The sequence below is a fragment of the Emticicia sp. MM genome (assembly GCF_001649495.1).
Genome location: NZ_LXHX01000111.1, coordinates 35,631 through 53,930, shown reverse-complemented (window position 1 = coordinate 53,930; position 18,300 = coordinate 35,631). Strand labels below are relative to the sequence as shown.

The following is an 18,300-nucleotide window of genomic DNA, read 5'->3' as shown; positions in this document are numbered from 1 at the left end:
AATCTGTATAAAGATTTCGTGATATTTTTTAGAAATGTATGAATGTACCTACCTTTAGGTAAAATTTAGATTTTTCGATGTCAAATCAAGAACGTATAGAATTATTAGAGGTTTTTAAACTTAAAGAGCGATTTCAGCAAGATGAGTGGGAAGACCGTAAATATGAAATGCCCTCGGCAGAAATAATAGCCCTAATGGAACAAGAAGTGATTCGATTCACCGATTTCTTGATTTCACAACTACAGGCGGAAGTAGAAAATATTCAAACTAAGACTCAGCTTTATTTCAATGCCTGGGACAACGAAATCTTTGACCAAGAGCAAACCGAGTTTATTGTTGAAATGGAATACGAAGCTATGCGTATTGCAGGTGTGAACGGTGATAAGTTAATGATATAACCCTGCATAGTTATGAATACAATAAACATCTGTGGCACACTTTTGAAGTATGCCACAGATGCTGTTGTTTATCTCCAACCGCCACCGAGCGATTTATAAAGTCCAATAACCGCTGAATATTGGCGTTTTTTTAGATTAATCAATTCAATTTGCGATTGCAGAGCATTTTTTTGTGCGGTAATTACCTCTATATAAGTTGCTCTACCCGAACGAAATAATTCTGAAGAGTTATTGATTGACTGACGCAAAACATCTACTTCTTGTACTTTTAGGTCATACATTTCATTTGTATTTTGTATCAGATTCAAATGATTGTATACTTCCGTAAAACTATTCACAATTGTTTTCTGATAATTCGTATAAGCTGTTTTTTGTTCAGCCTTGGCGGCCATTAAATCAGAAATAATCTGACGACGATTGGCCAAAGGTGCTGTGAGGCCACCAAAGGTATTCATCGCAAAAGATGCTGGATTCAGAAATACTAAAGCTTTGAAAGCTTGTAGCCCCATTGCACCTGTTATATTGAGTGAAGGATAGAAAGCTGCTTTAGCTGTAAATAAATTGGCATTGGTAGCCAACAAATCGTATTCTGCTTGTTTGATATCTGGTCGATTTTCAAGTAATTTAGACGGAATGCCAGCAGTTAATTTGGGCGGAATTACATTTGCCCAAACGATTTTTGCTCTACTTATATTCTGTGGATAACGCCCCACCAAGAAATTAATTTTACTTTCAGCTTCAATGATTTCTTGCTTTACTTCTATTTTCATAGCTTTCGAGCTTAGCAACTGAGCATTAAGTAAATCAACACCTAACTGGTTACCCTGACCAGATTGCTTCAAAATACGGGTTAATTCGACGGCACGTTCCTGTAATATGATATTTTCTTCCAAAAAATCTAATTCATTATCAAGAATCAATAGCTCGTAATAAGCTGATGCGATTTGTGCAACCAACTCGCTCACGACTAAATTCCTCCCTGCTTCCGATGCCAATAAACGAGCCGCTGCTGACGATTTTTGAGATTTAAGTTTTCCCCACAAATCAATCTCCCAAGATGATTGTATCCCTAAATAATAATCTGGAATAATGGGGTCTGGAATACGCTGTTTCTCATTAATATTAGTCGAAAACTGAGTATCATAATTACCCACACCGTCTATGGTGTAATTTCCGAATTTTCTTTGACCTATCGCAAAGTTTCCAGCTAAATCTGGCTTTCCCAAACCTTTTGTTAGACGTACACCCGCTCGTGCAATTTCGATTTTTTGAAGGGTCATCTGTAAATCGAAATTATTATTTAAAGCTGTATCAATTAAAGCTATAAGAATCGAGTCCTTGAAGAATTGTCGGGCCATTGGAATACTCGACTGAATACTATCCACACGTGTAGTAAACTTATTGGGCATTACCAAAAGTGGTTTATTCTGTGGAATTTCTTGCTTAACCTTACAGCTTGAAATCAATACAACTATGGTTATTAGATATATAATTTTATGCTTTAACATATGCTTCTTTTAATTGTCCTTTGGAATTTTTTTGGGGTTTCCGCTCGCTTAGTTTAGCAAAAATCACATACAAGCCCGGAATAATTACTACCCCGAAAACTGTACCGAAAATCATACCACCTGCGGCGGCTGTACCAATGGTTTTATTTCCGATTGCTCCTGCTCCCGATGCCATCATAAGCGGAATTAAGCCAGCTACAAAGGCAAATGAAGTCATGAGAATTGGGCGAAAACGTGCTACTGCTCCACCTACTGCCGCTTCGAGAATCGTTTTTCCTTGCTTTCTTTGAAGTACTGCAAATTCTATAATTAAAATGGCATTTTTACCCAATAATCCAATGAGCATGACCATCGCTACTTGGGCATAAATATTATTTTCTAAACCAAACAAATACAAGAAAAGCAACGAGCCAAAAATGCCAACAGGCAATGAAAGAATTACTGGCAACGGTAACATGAAACTTTCGTATTGAGCTGAAAGAAGTAGATAAACAAAAATCAAACAAATAATAAAAATATAGATAACTTGGTCGCCTGAAAGTACTTCTTCTCGGGTCATACCTGACCATTCATAAGTGTAGCCACGGGGCAACTCAGTTTTAGCAACTTCTTCAATGGCCTTAATGGCATCACCCGAGCTATACCCATCTGCTGCTTCACCATTGAGCATGGCCGATACATACATATTATAGCGGGTAAGTTGTTCTGGTCCATAGACACGTTCGATGCGACTAAAAATTGCATACGGCACCATCTCGCCTTTTTTATTCTTAATACGCAAATTCATGATATCCTCTGGTAAAGCACGATATTTAGGGTCGGCCTGAATCATTACTTTATACATCTGACCAAATAATATAAAGTTTGTAGCATAATAACTACCAATGAGCGATTGTAGATTACTCATAGCTGCATCAACCGAAATACCTTTTTTAGCTGCCATATCTTGGTCGACGTGAATCATGTATTGCGGGAAGTTCGGATTGAAACTTGAGAAGGCATCTTTAATTTCAGGACGACGCTTCAATGCTCCAATGAATTTTTCCGCTACTTCGGCTGTCTTTTGTAAATTCCCCGAACCAGTCTTGTCTAATAAACGAACCTCAAAACCGCTGGCATTTCCAAAACCTGGTACGGCTGGTGGTGGGAAAAACTGTATTTCTGCTCCTTTGATATGCTTAGTTTTTTCTATCAGTTGAGCAATAATATCATCTGCCGTAGCTTTTCTCGCATCCCAAGGTTTAAGGTTGATAGTACTCATACCAAACGATGCTCCTACCCCATCGGTCATCATACTAAAACCCGAAAGACTTGAAATAGACTCTACTTCTGGAATAGTCTTTGATATTCTATCAATTTCATTCATTATTTCTTCCGTACGCTCGAGTGTGGCACCTACGGGGGTAGTAATATTGGCATATATAGTACCTTGGTCTTCGGTTGGAATAAAACTCGTTGGTAGTACGCTTCCTACTCCCCAGGTAGCCACACAAAAGGCTGCTAAAACCCCAAAAGTAACTACTCGACGATTAGCAATGAGTCGTAATAAACTACCATAACGCTCCGAAAGGCGGTCGTATGCTTGATTGAATTTTTTAAAAAAACGAGTAAGGAAATTATCTTTATGCCCTTCAGCATGCACATTTTTGAGCATTAAGGCACACAAAGCAGGCGTAAGTGTAAGGGCATTTACCCCCGAAATAACGATAGAAATGGCCATTGTGACGGAAAACTGTCGATAAAATACACCAACAGGCCCAGATAAAAATGCAACTGGAACAAATACTGCTGACATCACCAATGTGATAGCGATAATCGCCCCACTAATTTCATCCATCGACTCAATGGTGGCTTCACGAGGGCCAATGTGTTTTTCTTCCATCTTGGCATGGACAGCCTCGACCACAACAATAGCATTATCAACCACAATACCAATGGCTAAAACTAAGGCAAAAAGTGTAAGTAAGTTGATAGAAAAACCAAACAATTGCATGAAGGCAAAAGTACCGACCAACGAAACAGGTACGGCTAATACTGGAATGAGTGTCGAGCGGAAATCTTGTAAAAATAAAAATACCACAATAGCCACCAAAATAAAGGCCTCGATGAGGGTTTTAATTACTTCATGAATAGAGGCATCTAAGAACCTCGATACATCATAGCTGATTGTATATTTCATTCCCGGTGGGAAAGTTGTTTCTTTCAAGAAATCTAAACGATTCTTGATATTCTGAATAACTTCACTAGCATTTGAGCCTGGTCGCTGCTTCAATACTATAGCTGCTGATGGCTTGCCATTTTCTTTCGAAAGTACATCGTAATCTAAAGAGCCAAATTCTAAATCAGCGACATCTTTCAAACGGAGCATTTCACCGCTATCGGTTACCTTAATAACCACATTTTCGTATTGCTCCTTGGTAGTCATTTTACCAGTATAACGCAATACATACTGTAAAGACTGTGGTTGACGGCCCGAACTTTCACCTACTTTTCCTGGTGCAGCTTCAACGTTTTGAGCCTTTAGAGCAGTAATAATATCTTCGGCCGAAATCTCGTAGGCATCCATTCTGGCGGGTTTAAGCCAAACACGCATAGCATACTCACGTGAACCCATAATGTCAACAAACCCTACCCCATCAATACGCTTTAATTCGGCAAGAACGTTAATATCGGCGAAGTTATAAATAAATTTTTCATCAAGTGTTGTATCATCACTAATCAAGTTTATGTACATCAACATACTATTCACTTCTTTTTCGGTCGAAACCCCCGCTTTGATTACTTCTTCTGGAAGTTCATCAAGTACAGTTGTCACACGGTTTTGCACGTTTACTGCTGCTACATCGGGGTCGGTTCCTACTTCAAAATAAACTTGTATAATACTCGTACCATCATTACCAGAAACCGAGGTCATGTAGGTCATTCCTGGCACACCATTAATCGCACGCTCAAGGGGAGTAACTACGGCTTTAGCACAAACTTCGGCATTGGCTCCAGTATACTTTGTAATTACAGAAACTGCTGGCGGAGCAATGTCAGGATACTGCGTAATTGGTAGGCCTGTCATGGCCAATACGCCCATCAAGACAATAAAAATTGATATAACCAGTGAAAGTACTGGTCGATTTATGAAATTTGTAAACATATTTAAGGTGGAATTATTCGGGTGAGTTCACATACGTTAGTTCTTTAGAAATCTCGTCCATATCAATAAACTGAGGTTTCACTGTCATACCATCTTTCACATTTTGGATACCCTCGTAAATAATCTTATCGCCTTTATCAAGACCTGATTCAACGATATAGTAGTGTGGCATTCGATGCTTCGAAATAATTGGCTTTGATTTTACTTGATTTTTAGCATCAATCACATACACATACATTCGGTCTTGAATTTCGAAAGTTGCTTTTTGTGGAATAATCATGGCATTTTTATACTTTTTCAGTAAGCGAATCTTGCCACTCGCTCCGTGTTTAAGTACTTTTTCTGGATTACTAAATCTCGCTCTGAAAGCAATATTACCTGTACTTGGCTCTATTTCACCTTCTGTTGTTTCGATTTTTCCTTTAAAAGGATGCTCTTCACCATTGGCCAAAATCAAGGTTACATTACTTGAATTATGTGCATTTTCCTTGAAATTGGTCAAATAGTTAAGATATTCTTTCTCTGAAACATCGAAATAGGCAAAAACTTCATCGTTTTTCGAAATGCTAGTCAGAAGTGTTCCATCTTCTATCAACGAACCCGTTTTATTTGGAATACGATTAACGATTCCACTAAATGGTGCTCGAATTTGCGTATAAGTAATCTGAATTTTAGAAAATGACTCATTGGCTTTGGCTTCTTCAACTTTTGCTTTCATCATTTCTACTTTATTTTTAGCCGCTTCAAGCTCAGTATTTGATACTACGTTTTTCTCTACCAAACGTTTCACATTACTCAAATCTATCTCGGCGGCTCTTAGCTCCGTAATAGCACTTTTTGTGATAGCCGATGCCTTTATTACCTCCTCGCTTAATTCTGGGTTATGAATACTAAAGAGAAGTTGTCCTTGCTTCACATACTTACCTTCATCAATATAAATTTTATCAAGATAGCCTTTTACTCTGGCTCTAATTTCAACATTCTGAACGGCATTGATTTCGGCTACATAATCAGTATGTAATGTCGTATCAACTACCATTGGCGAGGTTACCGGAAAATAATCGACGGTTTGCTTTTTCTGCTCCTCTTTGTTAGCACAAGACGATACAATAATTACCGTACAAATACCTAATAGTGCGTGTTTCGTTTTCATTCTTTGGTCAATTGTAAAGCTTAGAAAATCAATGAGTTATAATGGAATTAAAACATTTTAATCTGACTTACAAAGTTTTCTTCGAAAGTCAAATTTCTTTATTGGAATCGTACAAAAATAAACATACAACCAAATAACATTTGGCCATTTTTTATTTTCACAAAATAATAGGAAGTAAAATTTGAAAGTAGTTATATATACTTAGGAGGTGGTGTGTGTAAGCCTAAGTATATCTTATAAGTATTTTGAAGGTATGAAAAGTCGTTATTGATAAAAGCAAAGTTATTGAAACTAAAATCTGTGATTCGTTCAATAAAGTTATCATTTATTTGCTCGAATCCTGAATCGAAGGGTAAATCTGAAATTCCTCCATCATCAACTAATTCGATATCCGTGTCTGATGAACAAATGCCATCTTTCGCCGACATATCACACAACACAGCATAACTACTTGTCAGTAGAGTAAGCAGAAGCATTAGAAAGTATGTTGATGAAAGAATTTGTTTTCTCACAAGATGTTCGATAAATATTTGTTTTAGCAAATATAACTTAAACAAGTCATAGTATCGAATTGTTCGATTTGAGAAGGATACCAATAGAGGCTTTTTGTAGATGAAATTACTAATAAAATGGCTTAAATCAAGCTATAAACGCAATTTAGGCAAGAAATTAGAATTTAATTAGATTTTAAAAATTCTCCATTCTTGCCTAATATATTTTATCACTTTTTAATGATTTTGGTTTAGCCAAAAATTTCGTTTAATAAACCAGCTAGTCTTATTCCACCCTTCAAGAGTTGTTGATTGAGGGTATCTATATTATCAAAATTATAGCGAAAGGTTAATCTTGGTTCTGGTTGCTTAATATCGGCATAGAGTTTATTAGCAATCTGATACGACTCAAAGAACCACTGAGTCATCGGTTGTTTTTGCCACTCACGACGCTGCTCTTTTGAAGCATGGTTGATGCTTGTAGCATACTCAGTATAGCTGAGTTTCTGAAATTCGATGATTTTATCATCCCACAAGGCGTGTAAGTTGGTAGCATCAGAAAACCAAAAAGCTTTGATTCTATTGCCGCCCAAATCTTCAGCACGACTTACGTGCATGGGTTGATGAATATCGCCCGCAATGTGAATCAATAAGCGTAAATACATTCGTTTTTGCTCAATTGATAGTTCTTTTTTCTTTAATTCTCCAATCAAAAAATTAAGTTTTGTGTAAGCATCTATGCCTTTATCGTTATTCAAATAATTTGTAAACTCGGTATTATTTAAACCTGCTTTGATGTTAATATAATGCCAAGAATCTAAATATTTATAGGAAGTATCTGACTTGATAAAATCAGCCCAATTGCTCGAAATGGCAACTGATTCAGTACCTAATATTTTACGAATATTACGTTTGGCCTTACCAGAAAGATAAGAATTAGCTATTTGTCCTACTACTCGATGCCCCGTTGGCCCCCAAGCAAAAGTTTGTAGAGAAAACGTAAACAACAGAATTAGTATAGATACTTTTTTAATCATTTTTTTAATGGTTTGTTTAAAATTAGGTGCAAATTAAAGAATAAACCACGGACTTTCACCGAGATTTTGACAACTGTAGTACAAAGTTTAGATAAAATTTATACTATTACTCGCCAAATAATGGTGAAACCCGTGGTTAGCAATATAAGGGGAAGGTTTATTTTTTCTTCAATACTTTCATCGCAACTGGATCCCAGTGCACAATTTTATTTTCGAAATAGCTCAAATTACAAGCTAAAGCTGGAGCCGCTGCACGGAAACCAAATACAGGGTCTTGGGCTGTTTCTTGACTTCCTTTACGCACATTATCAAAGAAATTTCTGAAATGTTGTGCGTGTGGGTCATCTTCTTTTGGGGTTTCGTATTTAATTTCTTCAACTGGTGGTGCTACACGGTCAGACTCGGCATATTTTGCATCGTATTCTTTCTTATATTCTGCTTGCATTTCATTCGAGAAAGTAGCATAACTTTCGCCAGAACCATAACCCGGAGCTTTTGGAAGTTTACGCTTTGTAAGTGTAAGCCCTTGAGCATTCCATAAAATTTCACCCTCAGTTCCTACAATACGCGTCACGTTTTTAATAGAACCTGCATTGGCAAAGTTTACACGCAATACAGCTTGGAATTTGGTGTGTTTTTCAGTCTGTGGATAATCTAATACCGTTACCATTACATCTGGCACATCACGACCATCTTTCCAGTAGCTCAATTCTCCTGAAGCAAATATTCTTTCTGGACCAATGGCTCCAGTTGCAAAGTGCATACCCGTAATAAGATGCACGAATAAATCGCCTGCTACCCCAGTACCATAATCACGATAATTTCTCCAACGGAAGAAGCGAGTTGCATCAAATGGACGTTTTGGAGCATCTCCTAAAAAAGTATCCCAATCAATCGTTTTTGGCGAAGCATCTGGTGGAATCGAATAAGTCCAAGCACCTAATGCACTATAGCGGTCATAAGTAGCTTCAATAAAGTTCAGTTCACCAATCGCTCCAGTTTTCATCAATCTGCGAGCCTCAGCGTAAGCCGCTCCACTACTTGGCTGACTTCCTACTTGTACAGTTTTACCTGTTTTACGCCAAGTATCAATCATTGCATGGCCTTCATCAATGTGTTGAACCATTGGCTTTTGGCAATAAACATTCTTACCTGCCTTCATGGCTGCAATACTAATGTGGTCGTGCCAGTGGTCTGGTGTAGCCACAATTACAGCATCAATATCTTTTCTATCTAAAATTTCACGGTAATCACGCGTAGTGAAAAGGTCTTTATTGAATGCCTCTTTTGCATGTGTCAATCGACCATCGTATAAATCGGCGACCGCCACAAACTCTACATCAGGGTTTCTCAAAGCAGCACGAGTATCTCCATGGCCTTGAATACCAAATCCGATGGTTGCAAAACGCAGTTTGTCATTCGGGCTAACTTTTTTTAGGTCTTTGATGATGTTGAAAGGCTTCGCAAAAGAATCGGTAGCGAATAAAGCAGAAGCCATTCCGACGCTCTTGATAAATTTTCTACGTGTTGATTGCATGATATGTTTAGGATTGAATGTTTAGGCAATATTTAGTATTGCTTGTGATTGTTTTGTCGAGTTGAATTTAGTACAGAAAAGGCTTTCTTCCACGATTTTAAGAATTTTATTTTAAATTTTTTTAATAAGCCTCAAATCTTCGACCACCAAGCCATATTTATCGACTTCACACATCTATTTTCCGTGAGAGCACAGGAGAGTAAAAAGCCTACTGAAGTCTTACATTTGTCATATTAATGATGGCATAATTAATATTGTGCACAGACTTACATCTCTCATCTTACATTTCCAATATGCGACGTTTCATTTGCTCATCGCTACTCGTTTTTTGCTTTATTTTCAATCAATCAAAGGCTCAAAGTCTACCTCCAAAAAAAGAATTATTACAGACTTTAAGATCGGCCAATGCTTATTTCATGAACGAATGGCCTGATGTGAGCAAACCTATTTGGGCTCCTGACAAAACTCGCCCAAGTAATATCTGGACACGTGGCGTTTATTACGAAGGACTTATGGCTCTTTATAAAATTGATAAACAAGAAACTTATTATAATTACGCTGTTTCGTGGGGAGAAGCCCATAAATGGGGTTTGAGGAATGGCACGAAAACTCGCAATGGAGATGACCAATGCTGCGGACAAACTTACATTGATTTATATTTAATCGACCCAAAGCCTGAGCGAATAAAAGATATAAAAGCGTGTATTGATAATATGGTCGATAGCTCAAAAAAAGATGACTGGACTTGGATTGATGCCCTTCAAATGGCTATGCCTGTTTTCGCACAATTGGGTGTTTTGTATAAAGATGACCGCTATTTTGAGAAAATGTATGAAATGTATATGCACACCAAAACAGTTGAAGGTGCTAATGGCCTATATAATCCTACCGAAAAACTTTGGTATCGTGATAAAGATTTCGACCCTCCTTATACCACACCTGCGGGTAAAAGTTGCTATTGGTCGCGTGGAGATGGTTGGGTGATAGCTGCCTTAGTGCGTGTACTTGATATAATGCCTAGAAATGCACCCCACCGTGCAGAATACGAAAAAACTTTTCTAGAAATGATGCAGGCACTGCCTCCTCTTCAACGTAAGGATGGCCTTTGGAATGTAAGCCTCATGGACGAAACCGATTTTGGGGGCAAAGAACTCACAGGTACGGCTCTTTTTACCTACGGAATGGCTTGGGGGGTTAATAAAGGTTTATTAAACAAAAAAAAATATACACCAATCATTGCTAAAGCCATGAATGCCATGATAAAAGATTGTGTGCATACCAATGGATTCTTGGGTTATGTACAAGGAACAGGCAAAGAACCTAAAGATGGACAACCGCTTTCTTATGATAAAGTGCCCAATTTTACCGATTTTGGTGTCGGTTGTTTCTTATTGGCAGGCACTGAGGTTTATAAAATGAAATAAAGACAGTAAATTACCCATTGAAATGCGTAACAGGGGAAACAAAAGATAAAATTCTCATAGCGTTTTCCGACTTCAAGTCGGGAAATAAACGAATTCATTCCCTTATTCCATTAGACAGCGAATTTATTCGCTAACTAATAATATTAATCAATGAAAGAGTAAAATACAGAAAAATGCTCAACAAAACCCTATTCAAAACATCGGCAATCATCCTTCTCGGAAGTACGTTTGCCATGGCACAACCTAAATGGAAACCAATTACCCAACAAACCAAACCTTGGACACGTTGGTGGTGGGAAGGTAATGCCGTAAACCCTAAAGACCTCACCTACAATATGGAAGCTTACCAAAAAGTAGGCTTGGGTGGACTAGAAATTACACCTATTTATGGCGTAAAAGGTGCAGAAGCACAATTCATTGACTTTCTTTCTCCGAAATGGGTCGATATGTTTAAACATACCCTAAAAGAAGGCAGTCGATTAGGTTTAGGTATCGACTTAGCCAATGCTTCTGGTTGGCCGTTTGGGGGTCGTTGGGTTACGCCAGAAGATGCTTGCAAGGCTGTTTTTCATAAAACTTATAGCTTAAAAGAAGGAGAAACCTTAAATGAAAATATCAATTTCGTTCAACCTCCACTTTTACGCTATGTTTTACCGAAATCAACCGAAATCAGTGCTTTAAAATATCCTATTTCGAAAAATGATAATTTGCAAGAATTGGCCATTGACCAAGTACGTTTCGAACGACCTATTCCTTTACAAACACTTATGGCTTACTCAGATAAAGGAGAAGCATTGAATCTAACCGATAAAGTGAATAAAGAAGGAAAACTAAGCTGGCAGGCCCCTGCTGGAAATTGGACACTTTATGCTGTTTTTCAGGGTTTTCATGGAAAAATGGTTGAACGTGCTGGCCCCGGTGGCGAAGGTGATGTCATTGATCACTTCTCTGATAAAGCCATCAAAAATTATCTTTCAGCATTTGATAAAGCATTTGCCAAAGCTGATGTTTCAGGTATGCGTGCTTTTTTTAATGACTCTTATGAAGTTGATGATGCACGGGGGCAATCTGACTGGACAGATAATCTTTTCAATGAATTTAAAACTCGTCGAGGTTATGAATTACGAAATTATTTACCCAATCTTTTCAGCAAAGAAAATACCGACCTAAATCGCAGAGTTTTATTCGATTATCGCACGACAATAGGTGATTTAATTCTAGAAAAATATACTTCTGAATGGGCAAAATGGGCACATGCTCGGGGAAAAATCGTGCGAAATCAAGCACATGGCTCACCAGCAAATACCTTAGATTTATATAGTGTCGTTGATATTCCCGAAATTGAAGGTACTGACCTGCTCCGCATAAAATTTGCATCATCAGCTGCCAACGTGATGGGTAAAAAATTGGCATCTTCTGAATCTGCCACTTGGGAAAATGAACATTTCTTATCGAATCTAGCCGATGTAAAGCGTGCTTTAGATTTATTTATGGTGGGTGGAATTAATCATATTTTTTACCACGGCACTAGTTATTCGCCAAAAGATGCTCAATATCCAGGGTGGTTGTTTTATGCTGCCGTGCACTTCATGCCTAATAACCCTTTCTGGAAAGATTTTGGTACGCTCAATAATTATGTAGCTCGCTGCCAAAGCTTCTTACAAAATAGTAAAGGTAATAATGATATATTATTCTATTTCCCAATTACTGACCGCCTGACAGAACATTCACCTAAAGGTCTTTTAGAACACTTTGATGGCGTTACGCCAGAATTTAATGGAACTGATTTTAAAGAAGTAGGGCAAAAACTACTTGACCGTGGATATGGATTTGACTTTATTTCTGACCGTCAGATTTTAAATCTACAAGCACAAAATCAACAAATTCTCACGGGAGGAATTAAATACAAAACCATTTTAATGGCTGAAAGTGAGCAAATCCCCCTTGAAACATTTGAAAAGTTAGTTTCGTTGGCTAAAGAAGGAGCTACCATCATTTTTCACAAAAAATTACCTGTCGATGTGCCAGGTTTAGGTAATCTTGCTCAGCGTCAAACCAAATTCAAAGCCTTGCTTTCTGAAATGAACTTTGTAGAAAATTCGGCAAATTTCAAGCAAGCATCTGTTGGCAAAGGAACAATTTTGGTAGGCGAAAACTTAGATGCCATGATGAATACCGCCAAAATTTGGCGTGAAACCATGATTGATGAAGGACTTCAGTTTGTCAGAAAAACCTATGATAAAGGATATTATTATTTTATCAACAACAAAACCAACAAAGCATTTGATGGTTGGGTAAAACTAACTGTTTCTGCAAAATCGGCAGCTTTATATAATCCGATGACGGGGGCCTTGGGCATGGCAAAATACAATGCAACAACCAATGAAATTTACCTGCAATTAGCGGCGGGAGAATCCTGCATTATCGAAACCTACAATACGCCTGTTCAAAGCAGCAATTTTGCTTATTACAAGTCGGCGGCTGAACCACAAGAACTCAAAGGTACTTGGAAGCTTAGTTTCTTGGAGGGAGGGCCAACATTACCCAAAACTATCGAAATACAATCGCTTGGTTCTTGGACAAAGTTAGATGGAGACGCTTACAAAAACTTTTCAGGCACTGCTGCTTATACACTTGATTTCTCCAAACCAAGTAGTACAAATATAACCGCTGGTTATTGGCTTGATTTAGGTAAAGTAGCCGAAAGTGCAAGTGTAATATTAAATGGGCAAAATTTAGGTACTTTAATTGGGCCAAGCTATAAAGTTTTTGTACCGAAAACTCTTTTTAAAGAACAAAATACATTAACGGTACAAGTTTCAAATTCAATGGCTAATCGTGTAATTGCTATTGAAAAAGAAGGACAAGTATGGCAAAAGTTTTATAATATCAATATTTCGGCGAGGTTACGTCCAAATTTAGGTAAAAACGGTTATTTCACTACACTCAATTGGCAACCACGTGATTCTGGCCTACTCGATAAAGTAACGCTAATAGCCGTTGAGAAGAAATAATCATTATTTTTAAAATTGCTGTTCTATCATTTACGTAGGTATTTACAATTATACCTTCATTTTCTTCGTTTATCTCTAAATTTTTCTAATTTTGGCGTAAATCCAATCGGTATCGGTATGAAAATATTAGTAATAGAAGACGAAGCCAAGACCTTGCAATTAATCAAACAAGGTCTTGAAGAGCAACAATGGGAAGTTGATGTGGCATACGATGGATTGATTGGTCTACAACTCGCAACTCGCACAAATTACACCATTATCATTTCAGATATTATCTTGCCCGGTATCAGTGGTCTTGAACTTTGTAAGCAACTTCGCACCAAAGGCGTTGCATCACCTATTTTACTGTTAACTGCACTAGGTACAACAGATGATAAAATTGTTGGCCTCGATGCTGGTGCTGATGATTATTTGGTTAAACCTTTCGAATTTAGGGAGTTACTTGCACGAATTCGTGCCTTAACTCGCCGTAATACTGGAAGCGTTCAAACTGCCAATCTTTTAAAATTTGCCGACCTCGAAATGGACTTAGATTCTAAAACTGTAAGTCGCAGCGACAAGCCAATTGTACTTACGGCCAAAGAGTTTGCTTTACTTGAATACTTCATCAAGCACCAAGGAAGAGTGATTTCGAAAGTAGAATTAGCTGAAAAAATCTGGGATGTAACCTTCGATACAGGCACCAATGTGATTGAAGTTTATGTGAATTTTCTTCGCAAGAAAATCGACAAAGATTTCGAACCAAAACTTCTTCACACGCACATAGGTATGGGTTATGTATTGAAGAAACCATGAAACTAGATATAAACTATTTCTAAAATAGCATTTTCTCGATGATAAATATTCGCTCTCGACTCACCTATCAATTTATGGCAATTGTAACAGCCATTTTATTGTTTTTTTCGGTGGGTGTGTACTTTTTTAGTAAGCTTTATCTCGAAAAACGCTTTTTCAAACGCCTTCAAGATCGTGCCATCACAACCACAACACTACTCTTTGACCTTCAAACTGCCGATACGACTGTTTTGAAATTAGTAAACACAGCAGATAAAGAACTCCTAAGCGATGAGAGTATTTATGTCTATGATGAAAATCTAAAAAAGCTAGTTTTTGCAAGTCAAGAGCCATATAAAGGGTTATTTGAAGAACTTATTCCAAATATTCAAAAACAAAAAAATGCTACTTACCATTATGCAGGGTATTACCAAACCCTTGGTATTCAGCTCAAAAAAGGCACTGCAAGCTATTGGGTTATTGTAAGTGCCATCGACCAAAACGGTAAAGATGCCCTTGAAGATTTAAGAAAAATCTTAACCGTAATGATTTTAGTTGGTTTGCTTCTTTCGGGGTTATCAGGTTGGTTCTTTTCTGACAAGGCACTTTCTCCGATGTCAGGAATTATTGCCCAAGTAAATGAAATCTTTCCTGCCAATACCGAGAAAAGAGTCGAGCACCCCAATAAATCTGATGAAATTGGGCGATTAGTTGCCACTTTCAATCAATTGCTTGACCGCATCGAAGAAGCCCTCACGATGCAAAAGATGTTTATTGCCAATGTTTCACACGAATTAAAAAACCCACTTACTAAAATCTATTCACAAATTGATATCACCTTATTGCAGAAACGTACACCAGAAATTTATGAAGAAAGCTTAAAATCGCTACAAGAAGATACACGAACGCTCACACAACTAACCAATACCCTACTGAATTTAGCTAGTACAGTAGTCAATGCTGAAGCCATTCAACGCACGCCTATTCGAATGGATGAACTCCTTTGGGATGCTAAAAGTCAGCTAAAAAAATGGCACGAAGATTATCAAATAAACATTGATTTTAGCGATTTTCCCGAAGAAGAAGAATCGCTCATGTTCAACGGCAATGAAGCTTCTCTCAAAGTAGCTTTCATGAATTTAATGGATAATGCCTGCAAATTCTCCGAAAACCATAGTGTTTTTGTTAGTTTCTCGGCCAATACGCAAAGAATTATGATTTCATTTTTCAATCAAGGCCCTGTTATTCCAGCCGCTGATTTACCCTATATTTTTCGCCCATTTTATAGAAGCAATGCCACCGCCAATTCCGTAAAAGGACACGGAGTTGGATTAGCTATTGTTGCCCAAATAACCAAACTTCACAACGGCTCCGTAGATGTAATTTCAAACCAAGAAGGCACAACCTTTACCTTAAGATTTGAGCGATAAAAATATTCAATTCATTTTTTAAGGTAAATTTAAAGTCGATTTAATTCGTCTTTAACCTTGACATTGTTGCTTTGTAACCATAAACTTTAATATCATAATTATTAAGCAAATGGAAACAACACAATCTAACAACAATGGCCTTTTGAAAGTTATCATCGGTGTAATGGCTGGTGTATTAGCTCTTTTAGGATATTTGTTCATGGGTGCAAGAAATGAAACCATCGAACTTCAAAAATCATTAACTTCGAAAGTTGAACAACTTTCTTCTACACAAATCAAACTTGATTCAATTTCTAAATCATTAGACCAAAAAATTCTTGAAGTACAAAGTTTAGGCGGAAGCGTAGCTGAGTTGGAAGCAGTAAAAGCTCAACTCGAAAACGATAAAAAGAAATTGAAGTCGGACCTCAACTTCTCAGTTCAGAAATACGAAGCCAAAATCAAAGATTACGAAAACTTCTTAGTCGCCAAAGATGATGATATTCGTAAATTGAAAGAAGAGAATGGTGTTTTAGTAGCTAAAAACCAAACACTTGAGACAGAAAAACAACAAGTTATTGTTGAAAATACTAGCTTAAAAACTGAAAAAGAAGCCCTTACAACTACATTGGCCGACGTAAATACTAAAAATACAGACCTTTCTCGTCAAGTAACTTTAGCTTCGGCAATGAAAGCGGTAAACGTACAAGTAGCTGCACTCTCTTCAAAAGGAAAAGAGCGTGATGGTGGCGAATATAAAGCCAGAAGAATCGACCAAATTAAGGTTTCATTCATCATGCCTTCAAATCCGATTGCGGCACAAAACAACAAAGATATTTTCGTTCGTGTGCTTGATGCAAACGGAGCTGTGGTTGAAAATGGTAACGGTGGTGTAACTCAAATCGATGGAAAGGAAATTGGTTATACATTCAAAAACAGTGTACCATTCGAAAACAATGACCAAAGAGTTGAATTAGTTTCTGGCAAAGTAGCCAACTTCACCAAAGGAAAATACACAGTAGAGCTTTACTCTGAAGGCTTTAAAATTGGTAAGGGAGGTTTTGAAGTAAAATAAGAAGTCCCATTTCAATTTAATATTGCAAAAGACGGTCTATGTCCACATGAACATATTCCGTCTTTGTAATTTTCATACCTCCCCATCCGTGCCTACCTAACCTCTATAATACTATGATGAAACTTTCTAATCTTAAAATATTTATTTCGGCCATTACCATGGTTGCCTTCGGAATCTTACATAAATTGGCTGTAAGCCTTTTTAACATTTTCCGCCAACATCCTATTTCTTATTCAGCTATTGCTTATTTATTCATAACAATGGCGTTTTGCTACTATCCCATTTTCGACCATTGGATAGCTGGTTTTATCATGATGAGCCTCCCAATCGCTATTCTTACTGGTTTAGTGGCAGCTTGCTACTTATTAATCAAACAACAGAAAATCGTTGCTACGGCAGGTTTTATCTGGATACTCTTTACTTTTCCACTCATTAAAAGAATGGTAGGTATCAACGATGGTAAAATAAAATTTGAAGATGTTTCGGCATTGAAAGTGCTAAGTTTTAATGGAGAATGTTTCGACCCAGCACATAAAACCGACCAACACTGGCAAAAACTAAAAGCTGATATTGCTTGTTTTCAAGAATACTCACCCAATCAAGCTATCGAAGCACAATATGCTAATGGCATTACGAAGCTAACCACATTTGAAGAGCAAAAACAAATTGGTCTAGCCCTTTTTTCTCAATATCCAATTCTTAACCAATATAGCAGAATTTGGGACCGTGGTAATCAACCCAATATCAATGGTTTTTTATGTGCCGATATCGCCTACGGACAAGATACGGTTCGGGTTGTTAACGTGCATCTTTGGTCGATGGGTATTCGCACAAATTTAGCCCTTGAAGCTTTGAAAAAAGGACAAGTAAAGACGTTTTTTAATGAATTATCCGATAGTTTTACTCGCCTAAAAGTAGGATTCGAAAAAAGAGATGAACAAATGCGTGAAGTGGAATCGTATGTTTCAGGAAGCAAATTTCCTGTTATTATTTGTGGCGATTTTAACGAAACTCCATTTGGATATTCTTACGGAAAGCTTAAACTAAGCTTCCAAAATGCTTTTGAAGAAGCTGGACAAGGACTTGGTTTTACACTCAATCGCCAGCCATATTTTGCTCGAATCGACCAGCAATTTGTGAGCGAAGATTGGCACGTAACATCATGTAAAACCATTTCAAGCGTAAAATTTTCTGACCATTTTCCTGTAATGGCAAAATATGTATTGAAAAAATCACTTGTAGAAACGCCTCCTTTGGTAGCCTATAAATAATATAAAAATAGAACGTAGCTAATGTTGATTCTGTGATAGTTAAAGATGATTTTCATCTAAATAT

13 protein-coding genes are annotated in these 18,300 nt (G+C 37.4%); 7 read left to right on the top strand and 6 right to left on the bottom strand.

Features of this window, described 5'->3' with window-relative positions; genetic code table 11:
• Nucleotides 1-77: 77 nt before the first annotated feature.
• Nucleotides 78-398 (top strand): hypothetical protein, encoded by a 321-nt coding sequence (locus A6M55_RS14720; RefSeq protein ID WP_064198311.1) that lies wholly within the window; start codon nucleotides 78-80, stop codon nucleotides 396-398.
• Nucleotides 399-466: 68 nt separating this feature from the next.
• On the opposite strand, the gene A6M55_RS14715 is transcribed toward A6M55_RS14720, so the two are convergent.
• From A6M55_RS14715 to A6M55_RS14690, 6 genes are all read right to left on the bottom strand, one after another.
• The gene (locus tag A6M55_RS14715; protein ID WP_015029300.1) at nucleotides 467-1,906 is read right to left on the bottom strand and encodes a TolC family protein; all 1,440 of its coding nucleotides are present in this window, start codon (nucleotides 1,904-1,906) and stop codon (nucleotides 467-469) included.
• Entirely contained in the window at nucleotides 1,893-5,051 is a 3,159-nt protein-coding gene (locus tag A6M55_RS14710; protein WP_064198310.1) for an efflux RND transporter permease subunit, read from the bottom strand. Before A6M55_RS14710 ends, A6M55_RS14715 begins: the two co-directional genes overlap by 14 nt.
• Before the next feature lie 13 nt (nucleotides 5,052-5,064).
• On the bottom strand, nucleotides 5,065-6,204 hold the full coding sequence (locus tag A6M55_RS14705; RefSeq protein ID WP_015029298.1) for an efflux RND transporter periplasmic adaptor subunit: 1,140 nt from the start codon (nucleotides 6,202-6,204) through the stop codon (nucleotides 5,065-5,067).
• Nucleotides 6,205-6,395: 191 nt separating this feature from the next.
• A complete protein-coding gene (locus tag A6M55_RS14700) occupies nucleotides 6,396-6,680 on the bottom strand; it encodes a hypothetical protein (RefSeq protein ID WP_015029297.1) in 285 nt (94 codons plus the stop codon).
• A 266-nt stretch (nucleotides 6,681-6,946) separates the two neighbouring features.
• Nucleotides 6,947-7,732: a S1/P1 nuclease gene (locus tag A6M55_RS14695; protein ID WP_082893045.1), complete on the bottom strand. Its 786-nt coding sequence runs from the start codon at nucleotides 7,730-7,732 to the stop codon at nucleotides 6,947-6,949.
• Nucleotides 7,733-7,889: 157 nt separating this feature from the next.
• Entirely contained in the window at nucleotides 7,890-9,269 is a 1,380-nt protein-coding gene (locus A6M55_RS14690; protein ID WP_015029295.1) for a Gfo/Idh/MocA family protein, read from the bottom strand.
• A gap of 293 nt (nucleotides 9,270-9,562) precedes the next feature.
• Here A6M55_RS14690 and A6M55_RS14685 point away from each other — a divergent pair, with 293 nt between their 5' ends.
• The 6 genes from A6M55_RS14685 (at nucleotide 9,563) to A6M55_RS14660 (ending at nucleotide 18,236) form a co-directional block, all read left to right on the top strand.
• Nucleotides 9,563-10,693, top strand: a complete 1,131-nt coding sequence (locus tag A6M55_RS14685; protein WP_064198309.1) for a glycoside hydrolase family 88 protein — start codon at nucleotides 9,563-9,565, stop codon at nucleotides 10,691-10,693.
• A 173-nt stretch (nucleotides 10,694-10,866) separates the two neighbouring features.
• Nucleotides 10,867-13,707, top strand: a complete 2,841-nt coding sequence (locus tag A6M55_RS14680; protein ID WP_064198308.1) for a glycosyl hydrolase — start codon at nucleotides 10,867-10,869, stop codon at nucleotides 13,705-13,707.
• A 117-nt stretch (nucleotides 13,708-13,824) separates the two neighbouring features.
• Complete coding sequence (locus tag A6M55_RS14675) at nucleotides 13,825-14,502, top strand: response regulator transcription factor (RefSeq protein ID WP_041693521.1); 678 nt, start codon at nucleotides 13,825-13,827, stop codon at nucleotides 14,500-14,502.
• A 38-nt stretch (nucleotides 14,503-14,540) separates the two neighbouring features.
• Nucleotides 14,541-15,911: a HAMP domain-containing sensor histidine kinase gene (locus A6M55_RS14670; RefSeq protein WP_082893044.1), complete on the top strand. Its 1,371-nt coding sequence runs from the start codon at nucleotides 14,541-14,543 to the stop codon at nucleotides 15,909-15,911.
• Between the two features lie 109 nt (nucleotides 15,912-16,020).
• Nucleotides 16,021-16,965 (top strand): hypothetical protein, encoded by a 945-nt coding sequence (locus tag A6M55_RS14665; protein ID WP_015029290.1) that lies wholly within the window; start codon nucleotides 16,021-16,023, stop codon nucleotides 16,963-16,965.
• Between the two features lie 113 nt (nucleotides 16,966-17,078).
• The gene (locus A6M55_RS14660; protein ID WP_015029289.1) at nucleotides 17,079-18,236 is read left to right on the top strand and encodes an endonuclease/exonuclease/phosphatase family protein; all 1,158 of its coding nucleotides are present in this window, start codon (nucleotides 17,079-17,081) and stop codon (nucleotides 18,234-18,236) included.
• Nucleotides 18,237-18,300: the final 64 nt, after the last annotated feature.